This is a genomic window from Rhizobium chutanense (assembly GCF_002531935.1).
Taxonomy (GTDB): domain Bacteria; phylum Pseudomonadota; class Alphaproteobacteria; order Rhizobiales; family Rhizobiaceae; genus Rhizobium; species Rhizobium chutanense.
Map to the genome: position 1 here is coordinate 1 of NZ_NWSV01000014.1, position 19,063 is coordinate 19,063.

General features: G+C 62.3%; 21 protein-coding genes. 14 read left to right on the plus strand and 7 right to left on the minus strand.

The genetic code is table 11. The features are described 5' to 3' along the window. From CO666_RS20190 to CO666_RS20210, 5 genes are all read left to right on the plus strand, one after another. A partial coding sequence (locus tag CO666_RS20190; protein ID WP_143540333.1) for a TOBE domain-containing protein occupies window positions 1-444 on the plus strand: 444 nt, incomplete at its 5' end. Between the two features lie 15 nt (window positions 445-459). Further along, a complete protein-coding gene (locus tag CO666_RS20195; protein ID WP_097613983.1) occupies window positions 460-2,001 on the plus strand; it encodes a GMC oxidoreductase in 1,542 nt (513 codons plus the stop codon). Window position 2,002: 1 nt separating this feature from the next. Next, complete coding sequence (locus CO666_RS20200) at window positions 2,003-3,658, plus strand: GMC family oxidoreductase (RefSeq protein WP_097613984.1); 1,656 nt, start codon at window positions 2,003-2,005, stop codon at window positions 3,656-3,658. An 11-nt stretch (window positions 3,659-3,669) separates the two neighbouring features. After that, a complete protein-coding gene (locus CO666_RS20205; protein ID WP_097613985.1) occupies window positions 3,670-4,839 on the plus strand; it encodes a Gfo/Idh/MocA family protein in 1,170 nt (389 codons plus the stop codon). Between the two features lie 6 nt (window positions 4,840-4,845). Continuing rightward, window positions 4,846-6,930: an FAD-dependent oxidoreductase gene (locus CO666_RS20210; protein WP_097613986.1), complete on the plus strand. Its 2,085-nt coding sequence runs from the start codon at window positions 4,846-4,848 to the stop codon at window positions 6,928-6,930. A gap of 23 nt (window positions 6,931-6,953) precedes the next feature. Here the strand turns inward: CO666_RS20210 and CO666_RS20215 are convergent, their stop codons facing one another. The 3 genes from CO666_RS20215 to CO666_RS20225 all read right to left on the minus strand — a co-directional run bounded on the left by CO666_RS20215 (window position 6,954) and on the right by CO666_RS20225 (window position 8,516). Next, window positions 6,954-7,136 carry a hypothetical protein gene (locus CO666_RS20215; protein ID WP_097613987.1) on the minus strand — a complete coding sequence of 61 codons (183 nt, stop codon included), beginning with the start codon at window positions 7,134-7,136 and terminating at the stop codon, window positions 6,954-6,956. Window positions 7,137-7,201: 65 nt separating this feature from the next. Beyond that, window positions 7,202-8,014 (minus strand): exodeoxyribonuclease III, encoded by an 813-nt coding sequence (xth, locus tag CO666_RS20220; protein ID WP_097613988.1) that lies wholly within the window; start codon window positions 8,012-8,014, stop codon window positions 7,202-7,204. A gap of 22 nt (window positions 8,015-8,036) precedes the next feature. Next, the gene (locus tag CO666_RS20225) at window positions 8,037-8,516 is read right to left on the minus strand and encodes a hypothetical protein (RefSeq protein WP_097613989.1); all 480 of its coding nucleotides are present in this window, start codon (window positions 8,514-8,516) and stop codon (window positions 8,037-8,039) included. Between the two features lie 282 nt (window positions 8,517-8,798). Between CO666_RS20225 and CO666_RS20230 the strand changes: the two genes are divergently transcribed. Then, a complete protein-coding gene (locus CO666_RS20230) occupies window positions 8,799-9,308 on the plus strand; it encodes a hypothetical protein (protein ID WP_097613990.1) in 510 nt (169 codons plus the stop codon). Between the two features lie 104 nt (window positions 9,309-9,412). Here the strand turns inward: CO666_RS20230 and CO666_RS20235 are convergent, their stop codons facing one another. The 3 genes from CO666_RS20235 to CO666_RS34210 form a co-directional block, all read right to left on the minus strand. Further along, window positions 9,413-10,036 carry a response regulator gene (locus CO666_RS20235; protein WP_097613991.1) on the minus strand — a complete coding sequence of 208 codons (624 nt, stop codon included), beginning with the start codon at window positions 10,034-10,036 and terminating at the stop codon, window positions 9,413-9,415. Window positions 10,037-10,038: 2 nt separating this feature from the next. After that, window positions 10,039-11,427, minus strand: coding sequence for a sensor histidine kinase (locus CO666_RS20240; protein WP_097613992.1), 1,389 nt, complete (start codon window positions 11,425-11,427; stop codon window positions 10,039-10,041). Between the two features lie 63 nt (window positions 11,428-11,490). Continuing rightward, window positions 11,491-11,667, minus strand: a complete 177-nt coding sequence (locus CO666_RS34210) for a hypothetical protein (protein ID WP_179869729.1) — start codon at window positions 11,665-11,667, stop codon at window positions 11,491-11,493. A 162-nt stretch (window positions 11,668-11,829) separates the two neighbouring features. Between CO666_RS34210 and CO666_RS20245 the strand changes: the two genes are divergently transcribed. The 3 genes from CO666_RS20245 to CO666_RS20255 are packed head-to-tail and all read left to right on the plus strand — an operon-like array spanning window position 11,830 to window position 15,853. Beyond that, entirely contained in the window at window positions 11,830-12,072 is a 243-nt protein-coding gene (locus CO666_RS20245; RefSeq protein WP_425352423.1) for a hypothetical protein, read from the plus strand. A 44-nt stretch (window positions 12,073-12,116) separates the two neighbouring features. Next, a complete protein-coding gene (locus CO666_RS20250) occupies window positions 12,117-13,079 on the plus strand; it encodes a FecR family protein (RefSeq protein WP_097613993.1) in 963 nt (320 codons plus the stop codon). Continuing rightward, window positions 13,076-15,853, plus strand: a complete 2,778-nt coding sequence (locus tag CO666_RS20255; RefSeq protein WP_097613994.1) for an EAL domain-containing protein — start codon at window positions 13,076-13,078, stop codon at window positions 15,851-15,853. The genes CO666_RS20250 and CO666_RS20255 overlap by 4 nt, the downstream gene beginning before the upstream one ends. Here CO666_RS20255 and CO666_RS20260 read toward each other — a convergent pair. Then, window positions 15,836-16,138 carry a hypothetical protein gene (locus tag CO666_RS20260; RefSeq protein ID WP_097613995.1) on the minus strand — a complete coding sequence of 101 codons (303 nt, stop codon included), beginning with the start codon at window positions 16,136-16,138 and terminating at the stop codon, window positions 15,836-15,838. The genes CO666_RS20255 and CO666_RS20260 overlap by 18 nt on opposite strands. 200 nt (window positions 16,139-16,338) lie before the next feature. On the opposite strand from CO666_RS20260, the gene CO666_RS20265 reads away from it, so the two are divergent. From CO666_RS20265 to CO666_RS20280, 5 genes are all read left to right on the plus strand, one after another. Beyond that, on the plus strand, window positions 16,339-16,734 hold the full coding sequence (locus CO666_RS20265) for a DUF1236 domain-containing protein (RefSeq protein ID WP_097613996.1): 396 nt from the start codon (window positions 16,339-16,341) through the stop codon (window positions 16,732-16,734). 114 nt (window positions 16,735-16,848) lie between these two features. Then, complete coding sequence (locus tag CO666_RS33710; RefSeq protein WP_126911790.1) at window positions 16,849-17,046, plus strand: hypothetical protein; 198 nt, start codon at window positions 16,849-16,851, stop codon at window positions 17,044-17,046. Continuing rightward, window positions 17,043-17,624 (plus strand): BA14K family protein, encoded by a 582-nt coding sequence (locus tag CO666_RS20270; protein ID WP_097613997.1) that lies wholly within the window; start codon window positions 17,043-17,045, stop codon window positions 17,622-17,624. Before CO666_RS33710 ends, CO666_RS20270 begins: the two co-directional genes overlap by 4 nt. A gap of 103 nt (window positions 17,625-17,727) precedes the next feature. Continuing rightward, a complete protein-coding gene (locus CO666_RS20275; RefSeq protein WP_097613998.1) occupies window positions 17,728-18,042 on the plus strand; it encodes a hypothetical protein in 315 nt (104 codons plus the stop codon). Window positions 18,043-18,140: 98 nt separating this feature from the next. After that, complete coding sequence (locus CO666_RS20280) at window positions 18,141-19,025, plus strand: hypothetical protein (protein ID WP_097613999.1); 885 nt, start codon at window positions 18,141-18,143, stop codon at window positions 19,023-19,025. Window positions 19,026-19,063: the final 38 nt, after the last annotated feature.

The window sequence follows — 19,063 nt, forward strand, 5'->3', positions numbered from 1 at the left end:
CCCGCCAATCTCTTCGTCGCCGACTTCATGGGATCGCCGGCGATGAACCTGCTCAACGCCACCGTCGAGAACGGCGCGGGCGGGCTGGAGGTCTCGCTGGAGCGGCCGAATGCCGCCCCGCTCAAGCTGCCTGTCATGGCAGGCAATAATGGTCTGACCCGCTATACCGGCAAGCCGGTGATCTTCGGCATCCGCCCCGAGGCGCTGACCGATCCGGACGGCGCCGACCGCAAGGCGCGCATGCTCACCGAGGGCGACTGCCTGATCGAGGTGGTCGAACCGGCCGGCTCCGACACCTTCGCCGTCACCAAGCTCGGCGGCAAATCCGTCGTCGCCCGCCTGCGCGCCGATGCCGGCATCACGCCCGGACAAAGCACACGCCTCGCCTTCAATCTCGACAAGGCCGTGTTCTTCGATCCCGAGAGCCAGGCGCGGATCGTGTGACGGTCAGGTGCTGATATGAGCGGTTCACCAGACATCGTCATCATCGGTTCCGGCGTCGGCGGCTCCACGGTTGCGGCCGGCCTGGCTGTATCGGGCGCGCGGATATTGATCCTCGAAGCCGGCGATCATATCGCCGATCTTCCGGTCAATCGCGACCAGCGCGCCATCTTCCAGCGGGGACATTTTCGACCGAAGGAAATCTGGTACGAGGCAGACGGCAAGGGCTTCAATCCCGGCAATTATTACAATGTCGGCGGCAATTCGAAATTCTACGGCGCCGTCTTGTCGCGCTACCGCAAGCAAGACTTCGACGTCATCCGGCACCGCGAGGGTGTGTCGCCGGCCTGGCCGTTTCCCTATGAGGAACTGGAGCCGTGGTACTCGAAAGCGGAACTGCTTTATCAGGTTCGCGGCAGCCTGGGCGAAGATCCCACCGAACCATACCACTCGGCCGATTATGCCTACCCGCCCGTGCCCGACGAGGCGCCGATCGCCGATATCAGGGCGCGCCTCAAGCAGAAAGGCCTGCATCCGTCCTCGCTGCCGCTTGGCCTCGACCTCGACACCTGGCTCTCCAAGGCGCGCACACCCTGGGACGCGCATCCGAACGCACGCGACGGCAAGATGGACGCCGAGACGGCAGCGCTTGCGCTGGCGCTGAAACATGAAAACGTCAGGCTCGAAACCAATGCGCGAGTGATCAGGCTCGACACGGGGGCGGGGAACCGGATCGATCGCGTCGCCTATGTCAAGAATGGGCAGACGCTGACGGTTTCGCCTGAGATTGTCATCCTTTCGGCTGGCGCCGTCCAGTCGTCGGTGCTTTTGCTGCGTTCGAAAAATGACCGCTTCCCCAGGGGGCTGGCGAATTCCTCCGATCAGGTGGGTCGCAACTTCATGAACCACAATGCCTCCGCCGTCATCGGCGTTTCGCCACGCTTCCGGAACACCGCCATCTACCAGAAGACGTTTGCCTTCAACGACTTCTATCTCTCCGACGGGGAGGGAGGTCCACCCCTCGGCAACGTGCAGCTCCTCGGCCGCATCTCCGAAAAGGTTCTCAAGGGCTCTCTGCCGCAGGCGCCGGAATGGCTGTTACGCTTCATCACGAGCCATGCGATCGACTTCTATGCGATGAGCGAGGATGTTCCCAATCCCGAAAGCCGCGTCATGGTCGATGGAGACCGTATCGTTCTCCGATGGCAGCGAACCAACTGGGATGCGCATCTGGCGCTCGTCGCCAGGCTGAAGGCGATCCTGAAGTCGATCGGATTTCCGATCGTGCTGTCGCGGCCCTTCGACAAACGCACGCCCTCCCATCAATGCGGAACGGTCCGCATCGGCAACGACCCCGCGACAGCGCCGCTCGATCCCTACTGCCGGTCCTATGATCACGAGAACCTCTTCGTCGTCGACGCCGGTTTCCTGCCGACATCGGCCGCGGTCAATCCCGCGCTGACCGTTGCCAGCCAGGCGCTGAGGGTCGCGGACCACATCGCATCGAAAGACTTGCTCAACGGATCCATTGGCGTGCGCCGGACCCAAATAGGACAGTAAAATGGCATTCGATTACATCATCACCGGCGCTGGTCCGGCAGGCTGCGTCTTGGCGAGCCGGCTGAGTGAGGATCCTGATGTCAGCGTCCTCCTGCTCGAAGCGGGCGGGGGCGACTGGAATCCGCTGTTTCACATGCCGGCCGGCTTCGCCAAGATGACCAAAGGCGTGGCCAGCTGGGGATGGCAAACCGTTCCCCAGAAGCACATGAACGGCCGGGTGCTGCGTTATACCCAGGCGAAGGTCATCGGTGGCGGCTCGTCGATCAACGCTCAGCTCTATACGCGCGGAAATGCTGCGGATTATGACCTCTGGGCCAGTGAAGACGGCTGCGAAGGCTGGGACTACCGTTCGATCCTGCCGTATTTCAAGCGCGCCGAGGACAATCAGCGCTTTGCCGACGACTACCATTCCTACGGCGGTCCGCTGGGGGTCTCGATGCCGGCGGCAGCGCTGCCGATCTGCGATGCCTATATCCGCGCAGGGCAGGAACTCGGCATTCCCTATAATCACGATTTCAACGGTCGCCAGCAGGCGGGCGTCGGATTTTATCAGCTGACGCAGCGCAATCGCCGCCGCTCCTCGGCATCGCTCGCCTATCTCTCGCCGATCAGGGACCGGAAGAATCTGACGGTCCGCACGGGGGCGCGCGTTGCGCGGATCGTCGTCGAGGGAGGCCGTGCGACAGGCGTCGAGATCGCCAGCGCGCGCGGCTTGGAGGTCGTGCGCGCCGAACGCGAAGTCCTGATCTCATCGGGCGCCATCGGATCGCCGAAGCTTCTTCTGCAGTCCGGCATCGGGCCGGCCGATCATCTCAGATCGGTGGGCGTCAAGGTGCTCCACGATCTGCCTGGTGTCGGCGGCAACCTGCAGGATCACCTGGATCTGTTCGTCATCGCCGAATGCACCGGCGATCACACCTATGATGGCGTCGCCAAGCTGCACCGCACGCTTTGGGCGGGGCTTCAATATGTCCTGTTCCGCACCGGTCCGGTCGCGTCGTCGCTCTTCGAGACCGGCGGCTTCTGGTATGCCGATCCCGATGCACGGTCTCCCGATATCCAGTTCCATCTCGGCTTGGGATCGGGCATCGAGGCCGGCGTCGAGCGGCTGAAAAACGCGGGCGTGACGCTCAATTCCGCCTATCTGCATCCGCGCTCCCGCGGGACGGTCCGCCTGGGATCGTCTGACCCGGCTGCGGCACCCTTGATCGATCCCAACTACTGGTCCGATCCGCACGACCGGAAGATGTCCCTGGAGGGGCTCAAGATCGCCCGCGAGATCATGCAGCAGGCGGCGTTGAAACCCTATGTCATGGCCGAAAGGCTTCCCGGACCGAAGGTTGCGACCGACGAGCAGCTGTTCGACTATGGCTGCGCCAATGCCAAAACCGACCACCATCCTGTGGGCACCTGCAAGATGGGAACGGGGCCCGACGCGGTTGTCGGACTGGATCTCAAGGTCCATGGCCTCGAAGGCCTCCGGGTCTGCGATTCCTCCATCATGCCGCGCGTGCCCTCCTGCAATACCAACGCGCCGACGATCATGGTCGGCGAAAAGGGATCGGATCTCATTCGGGGGCTGCCCGCACTGCCGGCGGCGATCTTCGCCTATGAACGCAATGATGCGAGGCCCCGGGCCCGTGCCAACATCCGCTAGGGAGCAAGACAATGTCTAAAGTGAGAGTTGCAGTGCTTGGCGCCTCGGGCTGGATGGGAAAGGTCCACACGATGGCCTATCAGACCTTTCCGCATTTCTTCGGCGTGTCGGACGGAACGGCGCGGATCGTGGCGCTTGTCGACGGCAACCCTGACGCCGCCGCGGATATCGGCAACAGGGCGCCCGGTGCCAGGATCTATCAGGATTGGAAGCTGGCAGTCGCCGATCCCGAGGTCGATCTGATCGATATCTGCCTGCCCGATCATCTGCATTATCCTGTGGCCAAGGCGGCCCTGCTGGCAGGCAAACATGTCTATTGCGAGAAGCCGCTGGCCAACACTGCCGAGGAAGCGCGGGAACTGGCCGAGATCGCCAGCGACAAGGGTGTGATTACCCGTGTCGGACATGCCTTTCCCCGCAATCCGGTCCATGATCTCGCGAAAGACATTATAGAATCCGGCGAAATCGGCGAGATCAAGCTGTTTCGCGGCTGCCAGCACGTCGATATGTATGGCGATCCCACAGCCCCTTTCATGTGGCGCGCCGACGGCAAGCTGGCACCGACCGGAATCGTCGGCGATACCGGTTCGCATATCTTCAGCTTTATGGATTTCCTGGTCGGCCGCATCAGTTCGCTGATCGCCGACAATCTCATCGTCACACCGCGCCGGCCCGTCGTCGAAGGCCTTGCCTACGGCGAGGAGGTGAAACTGACGGGCAACGAGGCCTGGGCTGATATCACCAACCCCGACGCCACGAACCTGCTTTGCCGCTTTGCCAACGGCGCCGGTGGGATCGTCGATTTCAGCCGTGTCGCGACCGGCCGCAAATTCATGCAGACCTACGAAGTCTATGGAACCAAAGGCAGCATCGCCTATAACTATGACGAGATAAACCGGCTGCGTTTCTACTCCAACGACGACCGCACGGGGCGGCGTGGCTTCCGGGAGATCGATGTGGGGCCAGAAAATCCCACCTTCCGAGCTTTCCTTCCTCTGCCGAATTTCGGCATAGGTTACAACGAAAGCAAGATCATCGAGGCGGCCGAGGTGATCCGCTCGATCGTCGCAAACAGGCCGATGTGGCCGACATTCGATACGGGTCATCACATCTGCCAGATCGTCGACGCATGCATGGAGTCCTCCCGGCTGAAGCGCTGGGTCGACATCCCGCTGGGCTGAACGTCGATGACCACAGCTGTCCCGCAGGAAATTCTTGACGCACTGACCGATGTCGACATGCCCAAGCTTCCTCCCGAAGCTGGCCCTTCGGAAGCGGTTCGGCTTGCCGGCATCGAGGTGCCGGTCTATCGCGCCGGTTGCGTCGTCGTCGGATCGGGTGCCGCAGGTCTGCGTGCGGCGGTGGAAATGAAGCGGCGCGGCGACGACGTCGTCATCATCAGCCAAAGCGCCTGGGGCGGAACCTCGGCCTGCTCGGGATCCGACAAGCAGACCCTGCACACGGCCAACACCGCCGATCAGGGCGACAATTACAAGGCGATGGCGCGCGCCATCCGCAGCGGCGGCGCGATGGATGAGGACACGGCCTACGTCGAGGCGGTCGGTTCGTCTCGGATGATGGCGTCGCTGCAGTTTCTCGGTCTGCCGCTGCCGCAGGATCCACTCGGGGGAACGCTGAGATACCAGACCGACCACGACGAGGTCGGCCGCGCCACAAGCTGCGGTCCGCGCACCTCACGCCTGATGGTCAAGGTGCTCGCCGAAGAGGCGATCCGGCTCGCCGTGCCGTTCTACAACCAGACGACGGCGGTGAAGATCCTCACGGAAGGCGAGGGGGCAGACCGCCATGTGGTCGGCATACTCGCCATGCGCGCCGGCGATCGGACCGAAGAGAACCCGCTGGGCATCGCGCTGTACGCGACCGATGTGATCGTGCTCGCGGCCGGCGGGCCGGGCGAGCTTTACCGTGACAGCGTCTATCCCAACGGCTGTTTCGGCTCTCTCGGACTGGCGCTCGAGGCCGGCGTCGAACTGGTAAACCTCACGGAAAGCCAGTTCGGCATTGGAACGCGCAGGGAAGGTTTCCCGTGGAATCTGTCGGGCACTTACGTCCAGGCAATCCCGCATATCTATTCGGTCGATGCCGATGGTATCGAACACCACTTCCTCAAGCGGTATTACCGCAGCACCCAGGAATTGGCCTCGAACGTCTTTCGCAAAGGCTATCAATGGCCATTTCACGCGACGCGCATGCTCGATTTCGGCTCGAGCCTGGTGGATCTCGCCATATCAAGCGAAACCGCCGCTGGGCGGCGGGTCTTCATGGACTTCAATCGCAATCCGCTGCCGGTGCCGGGCGACCTGCCGTTCAGCCTGGAAAGACTGGATGAAGACGTCCGCCTCTATCTCGGCAAGGCCGGTGCCGGCCAGGAGATGCCAATCGATCGGTTGAAGCACATGAACGCGCTGGCGATCGAGCTCTACCGCCGCTACAAGATCGACATTGCCGCCGACCCGCTGGAATTTGCCGTCAACAACCAGCACATGAACGGCGGCATCATGGTCGACACCTGGGGCCGCAGCAATCTCGCAGGCTGCTACGCGGTCGGCGAAGCGGCCGGCACGCATGGCGTGACGAGGCCGGGTGGTGCGGCACTCAATGCCGGGCAGGTGTTCGGAACCCGGGCGGCCGAGCACATCAGCGCGAGCGGCAGGGCGAAGCGGGCCGCCACGGGCGATATGTCAGGAATCGCAGAGGCGGGCATCGCCGATCTTCTTTCTGCCCTTCGAGCCGAAAGCTCGCTCACCGTCAAAGCAATCCGCTCGGAGGTACAGGCGCGGATGAGCGAGAAGGCCGGGATCATCTGCGATCAATCGAGCGTCGCCCGGGCTTTGATCGAAGCGCGGCAGCTGAATGCCGACATTCGCGCCGACGGCGTCGCCTATGGTCGCGCAGCCGAGGCGGTCCGGGGCGTGCAATGGCGGCACATGGCGCTCGCCTCCGAAGCCGTACTCAGCGCGCTCGACGTCTTCATTCGTGACGGCGGCGGCAGCCGTGGGGCACGCGCGATATGCGATGCGGCGGGCGAATCCCTGCCGCTGGCGAGCGCAGGTCCGCTGGAGGAATATCGTTTCCGCAGAGAACGCGACGCCGATCGGGACGAGCAGATCGTCGTTCGGCTCGAGGGCGATCAGATCAGGCCGTCGAGGCGTGCAAACCGCCCCTTCGATGAAAGCGCCAGATCCTTCTTCGAGCGCGATTGGCCGGCTTGGCTGACCGGCCGCATCTATGGTCTCACCGCCGATGACTGAGACCGCAACCCGCGGGCTCGAGATCAATCCGGATTGGTAACCGGCGGCGCAACCTGGATGTGCTCAGTATTGTCAGAGCCTTCGGCGATGGCTTCCTCGCTTTTCCGCACCCGCCTTGGCGGATCCTTTCCTTCGAGAGGCTTCGGCGACAACTGGTCATCGGCCTGGATTTCGTCGGTGTTCAGGTAGTTCTTGCTCTCATCCATTGGGGCGCTTCCCTTTGACAGGAAACTCCCGGCGATATGGCGAGGTTCCCTCGTTCCTGTTCCTGTTACGCCTCAGCATCCGGCTCAGCGCTCGGCTGCAGCTTCGGAACGTCGAGTTCGATCATGACGGGCGCGTGGTCGCTCGTATGCTCCCAGGCTCGCGGCTTTCTCCGGACGGTTGCCGATCGAAGCCATGGGGCGATGGCCGGGCTGAGCAGGAAGTGGTCGATCCGCAGCCCCGCGTCACGCTCGAAGCTGTTTCGCCAATATTTCCAGAAAGTGTAGACGCGTTCTCCCGGATGCAGATGTCTGACGCCGTCGGTCCAACCCTGGGCGACGAGTTCGGCATAGGCCTTGCGGACCTCAGGCCGGAAAAGGGCGTCGTCCTGCCAGCGCTCCGGCTTGTAGACGTCGATCTCCGTCGGCATGACGTTGAAGTCGCCGGCCAGGATCGCAGGCACCTCGAGTTCGAGAAGTTCGGCGGCGTAGCCGTGCAGGCGGCGGAACCAGCGGAGCTTGTAATCGAACTTGGCACTCGGGAACGGATTGCCGTTCGGCAGATACAGGCATCCGATCACGATGCCGTCGATGACGGCTTCGATATAGCGGCTGTGGGTATCGTCAGGATCGCCGGGAAGGCCGAGCCGCGTCAGGATCGGCGTCTTGCCCTTCGCCAGGATGGCCACCCCGTTCCAGGATTTCTGTCCGTGCCAGACAGCGCCGTAGCCGGCCCGCTCGATCTCCTTTCGCGGAAACCCGCCATCGTCGGTCTTTAGTTCCTGGAGGCAGACCACATCGGGGGCGTCCTCCTTCAGCCAGCGCAACAGGATGGCCAGTCGTCCATTGATCCCGTTGACGTTGTAGGTCGCGATTTTCACGGGGACGCTCGGAAGATGCTCCTCAGCGCGTCGCACCGAAGACGAAGGCGATGCCGGCAACGATCGCGACTGAGGTCAGCGGCTGCCGGCGTATTCTGTCCTCGATCTCCTGGGCGAAGCTGCGCGCTTCCGCCTTTGCCAGGCGGGCTGTTCCGGAGGCCAGCTCCGAAGCCGACTCCGCGATCCGGCCGGCGTCTTTGCGAAGTGCGCGCATGTCCTTGCGATCCTCACCCAATCCTTCGGAGGAGGAACTCAGGGCTCGATCGACGAGCGGAAACTCCTCGTCCAGCTTGGTGGGGTCGGGCTCCCGCTGCACCCGCTCAGCCGCCTCGATGTCGCTGCGGCCGGCAGGAATTGAGGTATGGGTGGCCGACACCGGGTCGGAGGCCGGAAACGTATCCTCGATTGCTTGAGTGAGATCGCCTCTTTGCCCCCGCTTCCGCTGCTCTGCCTGCTCTTTTCGCAGGGACTGGACGGCGGGGGATTCGTTCGGGTTTGCCATTGCCGTTTCCTCTCGTTGCTCTTGGACAATCAAATCGGCGACAAGGAAAGAAGTTCCAGAAAAATGCGTCATCGCTCCATGCGGCAGGCTGTCGACGAGGAGAGGCGAATCTTCCGAACGGCACGCCGCGCTGGCGCTGGCCCCGGCAATCGGCAGGCCGGACCAAAGTCCTGCCTGAGCTAGTACCTAGGTCCCGTTGCATTCTGCCGTCGGAACAGCGAAAATTGTCCGGCGTCTATATTGCAGGGGTAACGGCGCAGAACGGGTGAACGAGGTTATGGCATGACTTTTTCGAAACGCGATTTTCTGAGATTGAGCGGCGGCGCGGCCGTTGCCCTCTTCGCTGTCGCGTCACCGCTGACCTTGAATCTCGACGGCCCCCTTCCTGTTTTGGCGGCAGGATGTGCGCAGGCAAAAGACGGCAATAACGGCAATGGAAATGGTGGCGGTAACGGCAATGGGGGAGGGAACGGCGGCGGCAACGGCAACAGCGGCGGCAACGGTGGCGGCAATGGCAATGGCAACAGTGGCGGCAGCGGCAGTAGCAGTTCGGGAAATGGGAATTCCGGCAGCAGCAGCGGATCCTCTTCCTCTTCCACGGGGTCCTCAGCAGGGTCAGTGGCAAGCGCGACCGAAGCTTCCGACGGCTCGATCGACGTCCGGCACACGAACGGCATTACCGAAACCTTGCGGAGTGGCCGCTACGTCATGAAGGACGGAAAGGGCCGGACGATCATCAGCAGGCAAGCGACGCCAAACGATGTCCGCCGCCTAAGCCGCTATCTTCGCTGAAACGTCAGCCATACAGTCGATGGTGCCGACGATATCCTGTTCCAAATGCGCGTCGCCCGGACATGTGAGCGGTTCCGGGATAAGTGGGGATCAAACGAAGAGCTTTAGCGCCGTTCGCGCCACTGGAGAGCCGCTTCCGTCCTGTTCGAGACGCCGAGCTTGCTCAGAATCTGCGTCATATGGTGCTTCACGGTTTTTTCCTGCAGGTTGAGACGCAAGCCGATATGCTTGTTCGACAAGCCTTGCGAGACGAGATCCATAACCTCGCGTTCCCGTGCCGTCAGACTGTTTTTGTCAGGCGCGCCGCCATTCAGCGAACTCTCCATGACTTTCGTCGACATCGTCGGCGAGATATAGCGTGATCCGCTCAGCACTGTCTGGATGGCTTCGGCGAGGCCGCGCGAGCCGACACCTTTGAGAACATAGCCCATCGCGCCCCGCTGCAAGGCCCCAAGCAGCGTGTCCACTTCCTCGGATACCGTCAACATCAGCACCTTTGTCGTCGGGCTGCGCGTCAGCACTTCGCCGATCGCCGACAGTCCGCCGCCGGGCATCGAGACATCGAGCAGCATGACGTCGGGGCGGCTGGTCGCAGCGATCATTGCCGCATCATCGCTGCTGGCGCCTTCGCCGACGACGGAAAAGCCGGTAATTTCCGACAGGCTGCGCGTTACGCCTTCGCGAAAAAGCGGGTGGTCGTCAATGACCCCGATGGTGATGGATGTCATCTCTAGTCTCCCACTTCCATAGGCTCGAATGTCATGGTCACCGTCGTCCCTCCTTCGCCCGTCTTGACGTCGAATGCCCCTCCCAGGCTGTCGACGCGTTCGCGAAGTCCCACCAGGCCGAGGCTCGACGGCGTCACCTCGCTCGGGTCGAAGCCATCGCCGCGATCGCTGACCTCGACATGAACGTGACCATTGTGCGAGACGGCTCTGACGGCCTGCTGAATGCCGCCGCCGTGACGATAGGCATTGTTCAAGGCTTCTTGAACGAAGCGGTAAATACAGATCTTTACGGCAGGAGCGAGTTCAGGTCCATCATCGTCGATGAGGGTTTCCACACGGGTTTCGGTCTTGTGCTGATGCGCTTCGACCACCCGCGTGACGATCTCGGTGATCGAGGACTTCTCGATCTGCGGGAGCACCAGGCCGCTGCAGATATTGCGGATCTCGGTCATCGCTTCGGCAAGGCTCGAGCGTATCCACGCGAGCTCCTTTTCGCGCGCCTCGGGATGGGTCGACGCATTGATCAACATATCGCTGTCCAGCCGCAATGAGGCATAGGCAATGTGCTGGGCCGGACCATCGTGCAGATCGGCGCCGATGCTGCGCAGATATGTTTCGTTCAGCGCCGCCGCCCGCTGCGAGGCACGTTGCAGCCGCCGTTGAAGCCCGCGGTTTTCCGCCAGCAGCGCAGACAGGTCGTCGACCCGTTCTTTCAGATCCCTGCGTTGCGCTTCTATCGTGCGGCTCACCCGGAACACCAGGATGGAGAGAACGAGGAAAAAGATTGCCGTCAGAGCGGCGACGGCGGCCCAGCTGCGGAGCTTGGCATGGGCCAGACTGTCGCTCAGTCCTTCCGCCGTCTCGTAGAATTCGATGACGGCGACCGCCTGTCCGGACCATGGCTGGAGCACCGGATTGTAGATTTCCATCAGCGGCTTGCCGAGCGCGCGCTCCTTGTCGCTTTCCGGATCGTTGGCGATCTCGTAGCGGGCGACGAGGGACCCTGCGAAGGCTTGCCGGAGCTTGTCGTTGACCGGAAACGTCCTGCCCACCAGCTCCTTCTCGTTCGAATAGAGGATGGTGCCGTCGCTTCGCCACAGCTTGAACGAAACAAGGCGCCTGCCGAGCGCTCCCTGACCGAGCGTCTCGTCCAGCGCCTGGGCGCTGCCTTCGTCCAGCAATGACGCCGTCTGCATGTCGGGAAGCAGCGGCGCGACGACGCTGTCCACATAGAGCGCCGTCGCAGCGCCGGAATTATGGATGACCGCCTCCTCTATAAGATGGGTCACGAGAATGCCGACCAGGAACATGGCGGCGATCGATATGAGCCCGCCCGCGATGAAGAATTGGGAGGCGAGTGAGCGGGCATTCCAGCGGCGAAGCCAATTCATTTTGATACCGGTAAGAGTCTTGCCGACTAACCTATCGCTTCCTCGAAATTTTTCCAGACAGCATCAGGGTAGATCCCTGGTATCGAAGATTTCCGCGCCTCTTATGCTTTTGGTCAACTGGAGCGTATCGCCTGACATGGCTGCGCCGAAGACGTAGAGAAGGGCGGCAAGCACGACGACAAGGGCGATGACGCATAGGTTGCAGGCGCCATTCACTCTGGATCTGTTGCTCTGGGTCATATCAGGATCTCCTTCGCCCCCTTGAAACGGCATGGTCCGATGCGCGTTCCACCCTCGGGACTTCGGTCCGACGAGGCTGGGACCTAGGTCCGACCCCTGTGGACGTCGGCGGTCTCCGTCATATTTCAGGGCTGACTGGCCGGGATCTCTGGAGATTTGCGAGTGACAATTTCTGCCGACATCGAAGACAATGCCGTCGCTGCCTTCGCCGGCGCCCCATTTGACGAAGGTGTCGCCGGCCTTTGCCAGGCCCTTCTCGTGCCGATCCTCTTCGAGCCCTATGCGGCGGAGATGGCGCTCCTCGCCGATGGTTTCCGGCCGCGCTGCGTAACCGCCTTGGGTGAAAGCCGATGCGCCAATCGCGCAATTCCTACAATCATCATACAGTTTTATAATCATTCTTAATTGGAATGTGCTTCACTCGCGCCAAGGCCGAGGGAATAGCATTCATGTCGACAATATTTCGAATTCTGATCGCAGCACTGATCCTGCTGCCGACAGCCGCCTCTGCGATTGCCGACGACTGGCGGGTCGTCAAGGCGACGGATCAAGTGAAGTATACCGTCGACAGGACGAACTGGCTGGATCTGCGCGCCGGCGAGTCGGTCCCTAACAGGGCATGGGTCTCGACGGGCCCGCGCGGGCGAGTTCAGCTTGCCAGAGGGGTGGAGAGCATCACCTTCCAGCCAAATACGCTTGCCGCCATCGCCACCAACGAATCTGCTGCCATGAAGACGCAGATCTACCAGCAGGTCGGCTCGCTGGACCTTGAAATCGAGAAGCGAAGCCAGCCGCATACGGCCGTACAGACGCCCTACCTCGCGGCCGTTGTGAAAGGAACGATCTTTCACGTGACGGTCGGTAAAGCGAAAGCATCCGTCTCGGTGGATCGCGGCCTGGTCGAGGTCACCGGCTTCGCCAGCGGCCAGCGATCGAATGTGGCGCCGGGGCAGAGCGCAACCGTCGACAATAAGGCCGGCATGACGGTGGGGGGTCGGCTATCCAAGCCCGAGATCATGTCCGTTGCTCCGTCAGTTGCCCAGATCCCGGCTGTCGGCACCACGACACTGGCCGGCGATACCGACGAAGCGGCCGAGACGAAGAACAGCTCTTCGGCGACAAGCAACAGCACCAGTTCCGGCACGAGCAGCGATAATGATGATAGCGCAAACACCGGGAGTAACGGCAATAACGGGAATGGCAACGGCAACTCCGGCGGTAACGGCAACGGCAACTCCGGCGGCAACAGCGGCGGAAACGGCAATGGCAACGGTCATTCCAATGACAGCGGTAACAACGGGAATGGCAACGGCGGCGGCAATGGAAACGGAAACAGCGGCAAGGGCGATAACAACGGCGGTGGCAACGGTAACGGCAATTCCGGCGATCACGGTAAGGGCAAGGATAAGTGAGAGATAGGAAGGCGGCTGGAGATTATCTCTCCAACGGCATCAGCACGATCACGGTTCGGTTTTTGCTGATCGCCGTGATGCTGGCGCTGCCGATATTCGGGTCCCGCGTCGGCGTCCTGCAGGGGATCGACAACAGCCTTTTCGCCAAGCGTTTCCAATGGGCGCCTCGTGCCGCCACCGGCAATATTGTCTTCGTTGCGATCGACAAACATTCCCTCGACGCCGTTGGAACCTGGCCATGGCCACGGAGCATCTACGCGACACTGCTCGACAAGCTGGTCGCCTCCGGCGTCAAGGACGTCTTCCTCGACGTCGATTTTAGCGCGTTCTCCAGCACTGAGGAGGACGAGCGTCTTGCCGCGGCGCTCGCGAGATCCGGAGGAGGGGTGCTTTTGCCGGTGTTCCGGCAGCAGGAGAAGGCGTCGTCGTCCGAGACGGCGGTGACGAGGCCGATCCCGCAGCTCCTTCAGAATGCATGGCCCGCCTTCGCCAATGTCGCGATGGATGCGGACGGCATCGTCCGTCGTTTCGATCTGGGAAGCCAGCTCGATGGGAGCCCCACCCAGTCCGCCGCATCGGCCCTCGGCGGGATCGCCAGCAGTTCCGGTTCGCTGCTGGTCGATTTCTCGATAAGGCCCGACACCGTCCCGACATTCTCGTTGTCGGACGTACTGAACGGGACCGTGCCGGCCGACGCGATCAGAGATCGCTCGGTCGTGGTCGGAGCATCTGCGGCGGAGCTCAAAGATATTTTCGCCGTTCCCGTTTACGGCGCTATATCGGGCCCGCTCATTCATGTGCTTGCGGCGGAGACGCTGGTCCAGAACCGCTTCCTCAGGATGGTCGATCAGGCTCCGCTGGAACTCGTGTTTGCGATCTTGCTGATTGTCGGCGTGATCCGCAGCCGTTCGGCCGGCATGATCACGATGATGGCAGTCGGACTGCTCATCGTTGTCATCGGCGAAATAGGCGCATTTGTGCTGCAGTCGCGGGACGGGATCCTTGTCGGAACGGCCGGGCCGTGGTCGACGCTGCTCTTCGCATGGATGCTCGCGTTCAACGAACGCGTCGACCTCGGCCGAATGCTTGTCGCCATCGCCAATACCGAGGCCCGAAACACCCGGCGCCTGATGCGACGGATCATCGCCGACAGTTCGGACGGTGTCGTTGCATTCGATAGCAACCTGAGGATCGTCGAGGCGAGCGAATCCGCGAAGGCCCTATTGCAAGCCGGGATCGGCGCTTCGCTTCTTGGCAGCACCGATGCCGCCATCATCGACATCGTACGCAACCTGGTTTGTAAGCACGATTCCGAACCGGGCAAGGTGCACACCGCTCTCGTCGACTTCGCCGGCACCGGAGCTTCGCAGGCTACCCATTACGAAGCGTCCGTCACGATTTCGCCGATCGAACAGCCGGATGCGCGTCCGGCCGTGGCGCGGTCGCGGTTTGCGGGTTGCCTCATCATACGAGACATCACCGCACGTTATGACTATGAAGAGCGGCTCAAGAGGCTGTCCGAACTGGACGAACTCACCGGACTGCTCAATCGCCGGGAGTTCGCGTCTCGGCTGGCGGCCCTCCGGGGCGGGGCCCTCGTCGCGGTGCTGGATATCGAGCGTTTCTCGTCGCTTTGCGCCACGCTGGGCCGCGACGTCGGCGACGAACTCCTGCAAGCCGTGGCGGCGAGGCTCGGGCGTGCATTCGCCGGTGATTTGCTGGCAAAACTGGACGGCGATCATTTCGGCGTCGCCATTTCCGCGACGGATGCAACACCGATCGATAATTTCGCCGATGGTCTTTTGGCGCTGTTCGAAGAGCCCGTACATCTCAGCGGTGCGGCCATACCGATCTCGGTCCATCTCGGGATAGCCCGCTCCGGCGATGCAGCCCCCGGCGCTATCCTCAATGCCGCCGAATCGGCGCTCGATGCCGCGAAGGCCGCGCAAGGCCGGCGATGGTGTTCTTTCGATCCGTCTACCGCCGTTCGCCAGTCTCGCTCGCGCCGGCTGGAGCGGGACATGCGCGACGCGCTTCAAAACCGGCAGTTCTTCCTGCTGTTCCAGCCGCAGATCGATTTTACGAGCGGGCGCCTTGTCGGCGCGGAAGCCTTGATCCGATGGAATCATCCCGAGTTTGGTTTGATATCTCCGGCCGAGTTCATCCCGATCGCCGAATCCTCTGGTCTGATCTGTGATATCGGCCGTTGGACGCTGTTCGAGGCTTGCACCGAGGCGGCCGCCTGGCCCGGGGAATTCGGGGTCGCCGTCAACGTCTCGGCACTTCAGTTCGAGCAGTCCGACATCGAGGCCGATGTGAGGGAGGCCTTGTCCAGCAGCGGGCTTCCGTCTTCCAGGCTGTGCCTCGAGTTGACCGAATCCGCCTTCCTCGACCAGGGCGGCGGCGTGATCGCGAAAATGCGCGCGCTTCGCCAAACGGGAATCGTCATTGCCTTGGACGACTTCGGCACCGGCTACTCGTCGATGAGCTATCTTGTCGATCTTCCTCTCGACAAGCTCAAGATCGACCAGTCCTTCGTCCGGCGAATGTACGGAAATCCGGCAGTGCTGGAAATCGTGCGGGCGATCATTTCACTTGCGCACGGCTTGAACCTGCAGGTGGTCGCCGAAGGTGTCGAGACCGAGCTGGAGGCCGAAGCGCTGCATCGGCTCGGATGCGAAACGGGGCAGGGCTATCTCTTCGGGAGGCCGCAAGAGGCTCCTCGCATGCTTTCCAGATGGAGTGTCGAAAAACGTCTATCCGCCGATGTCTGACGGCTCGCCGGATTTGCGCTGAGGCGGCGCAGCCCCGATAGAAAGTTCGCCCATCGCACGGATGACGTGCTGCTCGATTTCGCAACAGGTCTCATCATATTCCCGCACCATATGCGAATTGGGCCGCCGCCTTCGAAGAGCGTCGCGCGCTTCGACTGCCATCTGGTAGGCCTCGAAGAGCTCGAGCTGCCACGGGTCGCGCGCTTCCATGATCAGCGTCCGCATCAGCGGCAGACGCATCGCTAGGCGCCTGCGTCCCGCTTCGCGGCGGTTGGATCGTGCCATCGCGTTCCGTCTCCTGCCTGCGCCTGCTTGTGCAGGGTCTTTCGATGCTGAAATAGCGCCGGCAAATGACATTGACATGCGTTTAGGACCAAAGGCCGGGGTCCGTCGGACTGAGGTCTGGGGCGTGGAACGACCTTGTCTGTAACCAGTTGGTTTGACAGCGGTCGCCAAGGCCGCGTCTCAAACACAAGGAGGAGAAAATGCTCTCTAGGCTTATTGTAAGCGCGGCAGCCGTGACGCTGATGTCCGGCGTCGCATTCGCCCAGTCCTCGACCGTCAATGGTGCGGCGGGTGGGGCGGTCACCGGCGCGATCGTCGGCGGGCCTGTTGGCGCTGCTGTCGGCGGCGTAGCCGGCGCAGTCGTCGGCACGGCAATCGATCCGCCGCCGCAAAAGGTCGTCACCTATGTCCGCGAGGCTCCGGCACCGTCCGCCCGCGTGGTCGTGAAGGAAAAGATCGTTGTCGGCCAACCGCTGCCGGAAACGGTTGTCGTAACGCCTATTCCGGATGATCCGACCTATGCCTATGCGGTGGTCAATGATCAACGCGTCATCGTCGAACCGTCGTCACGCAAGGTGATCCAGGTCATCAAGTGACGTGATCCTCCACGCGGCCCATGCCGCGGTTTCTTCCTGAGATCATCGCTCAGAGTTTGATACCAGCCGCACGACGGCCGGCAACGGCGTCGTGCGGCTAAATCAAAGATCATCATGAAAACCAAGACAGCCGCCGAGGAGAGGAAAATGATCTATTCCGAACAGAAATCCGCTGGTCTTGCCGTGCCCGTGATCGCCATCCTGCTGGCCATCGCCGGCATTCTCGCCGCGCTCGTCGCCACCGCCGGCCAGCATAGCAGCGCCGGTCGCGTCTGGCTTCCCCCGGCCCAACAACAGGGGCCGGGAAAATGAACGCCCTTGCGTCCGCAGTCTTCGGCATCGTCAGCTCGGTCGGGGCCTGCATCGCCGCCGCATCCGTTGCCTCGCACGTCGTGGCGGATTCCGAGCCCCATGGCCTCGGGGATCTTGCCGGCCCCGATCTCTGGACGACGGAGCCGGTGAAAGTCGATCCGCGGCAGCAGGATTATCAACGGATTGCGCCTGTCTATTCCAGCTATGTCACCGAGCCGCCGGCCATCGTGACGGCAAAGGCGAAGCCGGAGTCCGCCAGCCTGGCAACCGCACTTCAGACACCGCAGCCGAAGTTTTCGGCCGAGCACCTTGCCTGGTGCACGCAGCACTATCGCTCCTTCGATCCCTCGACCAACCGCTATCGATCCTATAGCGGCGAAATCCGCGCCTGCTCTTCGCCCTATGGGGCGGATTTCGCCGAGTTCGACGGGGACGCCGGCACGAAAGTGAATGCTCAGGCGGCAGCCTGGTGCGCCGCTCGCTACAGGTCGTATCGACCGGAAGACAACACGTATCAACCATGGGATGGGCCGCGGCGCAGCTGCGAAACACCGGTCGTCATCGCCGGGAATAATTGACTTAGCCGATGTCTGACACCGGGCTGAGTCGCGGTCAGACCAAAGTCCGTATTACAAACGCTGCGGTTGTGATATTCGGTTCCATTGGGTCGGAGAGCAGGGGATGGCGACGACACTGATAACCGAAATTCAACGGGCGCAGACAAGGCTGCGGTTCTTGAGCAGGACCGAGCGGGGAGTGCTGATCATTCGCATCCTCCGCGAGCTGAAGACGCATCGGCAGGAGGTTCTCGGCAATGTGCCGGCCGACCGCTGCGTCTGGATCGACAGGCTCATCGCATCCGTTTCCTCGACGATATCCGAAATCGTCAACATGCAGGACGTCGAGTTCAATCGTGTTCTGAGCGAATTCGAAAAGCTTATGGCCACGCTCCAGAACATCTCGCATCCGGAGAATTCGCAGAGAACCATTCACTGAGAGGCCTTTGCCCTGCGAACTTATCGCGGCTGTGGCCTCAGTGATCGCATCGGCTGCCGCAGCGGAAACCGTTTCCGTCGCGAGAGCGTTCTCCTTCCATGATCGAAACGAAATCCCCGGCTGATCACAACGAGGCGTCGCCCGGCGAGGACGGCGCAAAGCCCGGCGCCGACATTGCCTTCCCTTACGACAGGATGACCGTCGAACAGTTCCGAAGGCGCTTTCCCCGAGCCCGCTGGAACGACGACCGTAAGGCCTGGTTCGTTCCCGGCCGGACGGCGTCCCGCCGCATCGGCCGATGGCTTGCCGAGCTGGAGGCCGAGGCCGACACCCATGCGGATGCGAAGGGACGCGACGCCTTCGTCTTCGATCCGATCGACAGTCCATATCTTCAGCGCGGCAAGGCAGGCTTTCGTATCCGAACGCCCTATTCGAAGACCGTCGTCGACGAACTGCGCGAGGTGCCATTCTCCCGCTGGGACGGCGATCTCAGGATATGGCACGTTCCCTTCCGATCCTATGAGGATCTGAGGCGCCGCTGGCCCGATATCGAAGCGGCCGCCCGCAGAAATGAGCCGGAGGAGAGACGGCGGCGGGCCGAGGAGCGCAAGGGGAGCGAACAGGACATCCGCAGCAGGCTCCGCTCCGCGGAACGAAAGCGCCGCCGTTACCCGCTTCTCAGCCACGACCTGCCGCCGATCGGGCGGCCGGTTGCCATCACCTATGGGATCGTCGTCTTTACCGAGATATCAGGAGAACTGGTGGCCGCGGACGTCGCTGCCGACTTCTATCCCGATGTGACCGAGGATCACGTCTGGGGATATTGGCGGCAGCCGACGCTCGAAGAACTCGTCCGCACCCGGCCCGCGAAGAGGTCTCCGGGTGGGGACATTGCATGGTGGCAGCCGACGATCGAGGAACTGAGGCCCGCTCGCCGAACGGCACGATCGCGCGAAGCCAGGAGGCGCGCAAAGACGCCGTGACCGGGGCACTCTTGCCCAGTGGAACAAGTTGGGCCGCC

Bases quoted from the DNA above. Each gene is read 5' to 3' on its own strand.
- CO666_RS20270 (WP_097613997.1), top strand. From the start codon at position 17,043: ATGAACGCCCTTGCGTCCGCAGTCTTCGGCATCGTCAGCTCGGTCGGG.
- CO666_RS20195 (WP_097613983.1), top strand. From the start codon at position 460: ATGAGCGGTTCACCAGACATCGTCATCATCGGTTCCGGCGTCGGCGGC.
- CO666_RS20225 (WP_097613989.1), bottom strand. From the start codon at position 8,516: ATGGCAAACCCGAACGAATCCCCCGCCGTCCAGTCCCTGCGAAAAGAG.
- CO666_RS20250 (WP_097613993.1), top strand. From the start codon at position 12,117: ATGTCGACAATATTTCGAATTCTGATCGCAGCACTGATCCTGCTGCCG.
- CO666_RS20210 (WP_097613986.1), top strand. From the start codon at position 4,846: ATGACCACAGCTGTCCCGCAGGAAATTCTTGACGCACTGACCGATGTC.
- CO666_RS34210 (WP_179869729.1), bottom strand. From the start codon at position 11,667: ATGACCCAGAGCAACAGATCCAGAGTGAATGGCGCCTGCAACCTATGC.
- CO666_RS20215 (WP_097613987.1), bottom strand. From the start codon at position 7,136: ATGGATGAGAGCAAGAACTACCTGAACACCGACGAAATCCAGGCCGAT.
- CO666_RS20275 (WP_097613998.1), top strand. From the start codon at position 17,728: ATGGCGACGACACTGATAACCGAAATTCAACGGGCGCAGACAAGGCTG.
- CO666_RS33710 (WP_126911790.1), top strand. From the start codon at position 16,849: ATGAAAACCAAGACAGCCGCCGAGGAGAGGAAAATGATCTATTCCGAA.
- CO666_RS20235 (WP_097613991.1), bottom strand. From the start codon at position 10,036: ATGACATCCATCACCATCGGGGTCATTGACGACCACCCGCTTTTTCGC.
- CO666_RS20240 (WP_097613992.1), bottom strand. From the start codon at position 11,427: ATGAATTGGCTTCGCCGCTGGAATGCCCGCTCACTCGCCTCCCAATTC.
- CO666_RS20230 (WP_097613990.1), top strand. From the start codon at position 8,799: ATGACTTTTTCGAAACGCGATTTTCTGAGATTGAGCGGCGGCGCGGCC.
- CO666_RS20280 (WP_097613999.1), top strand. From the start codon at position 18,141: ATGATCGAAACGAAATCCCCGGCTGATCACAACGAGGCGTCGCCCGGC.
- CO666_RS20265 (WP_097613996.1), top strand. From the start codon at position 16,339: ATGCTCTCTAGGCTTATTGTAAGCGCGGCAGCCGTGACGCTGATGTCC.
- CO666_RS20200 (WP_097613984.1), top strand. From the start codon at position 2,003: ATGGCATTCGATTACATCATCACCGGCGCTGGTCCGGCAGGCTGCGTC.
- CO666_RS20260 (WP_097613995.1), bottom strand. From the start codon at position 16,138: ATGGCACGATCCAACCGCCGCGAAGCGGGACGCAGGCGCCTAGCGATG.
- CO666_RS20205 (WP_097613985.1), top strand. From the start codon at position 3,670: ATGTCTAAAGTGAGAGTTGCAGTGCTTGGCGCCTCGGGCTGGATGGGA.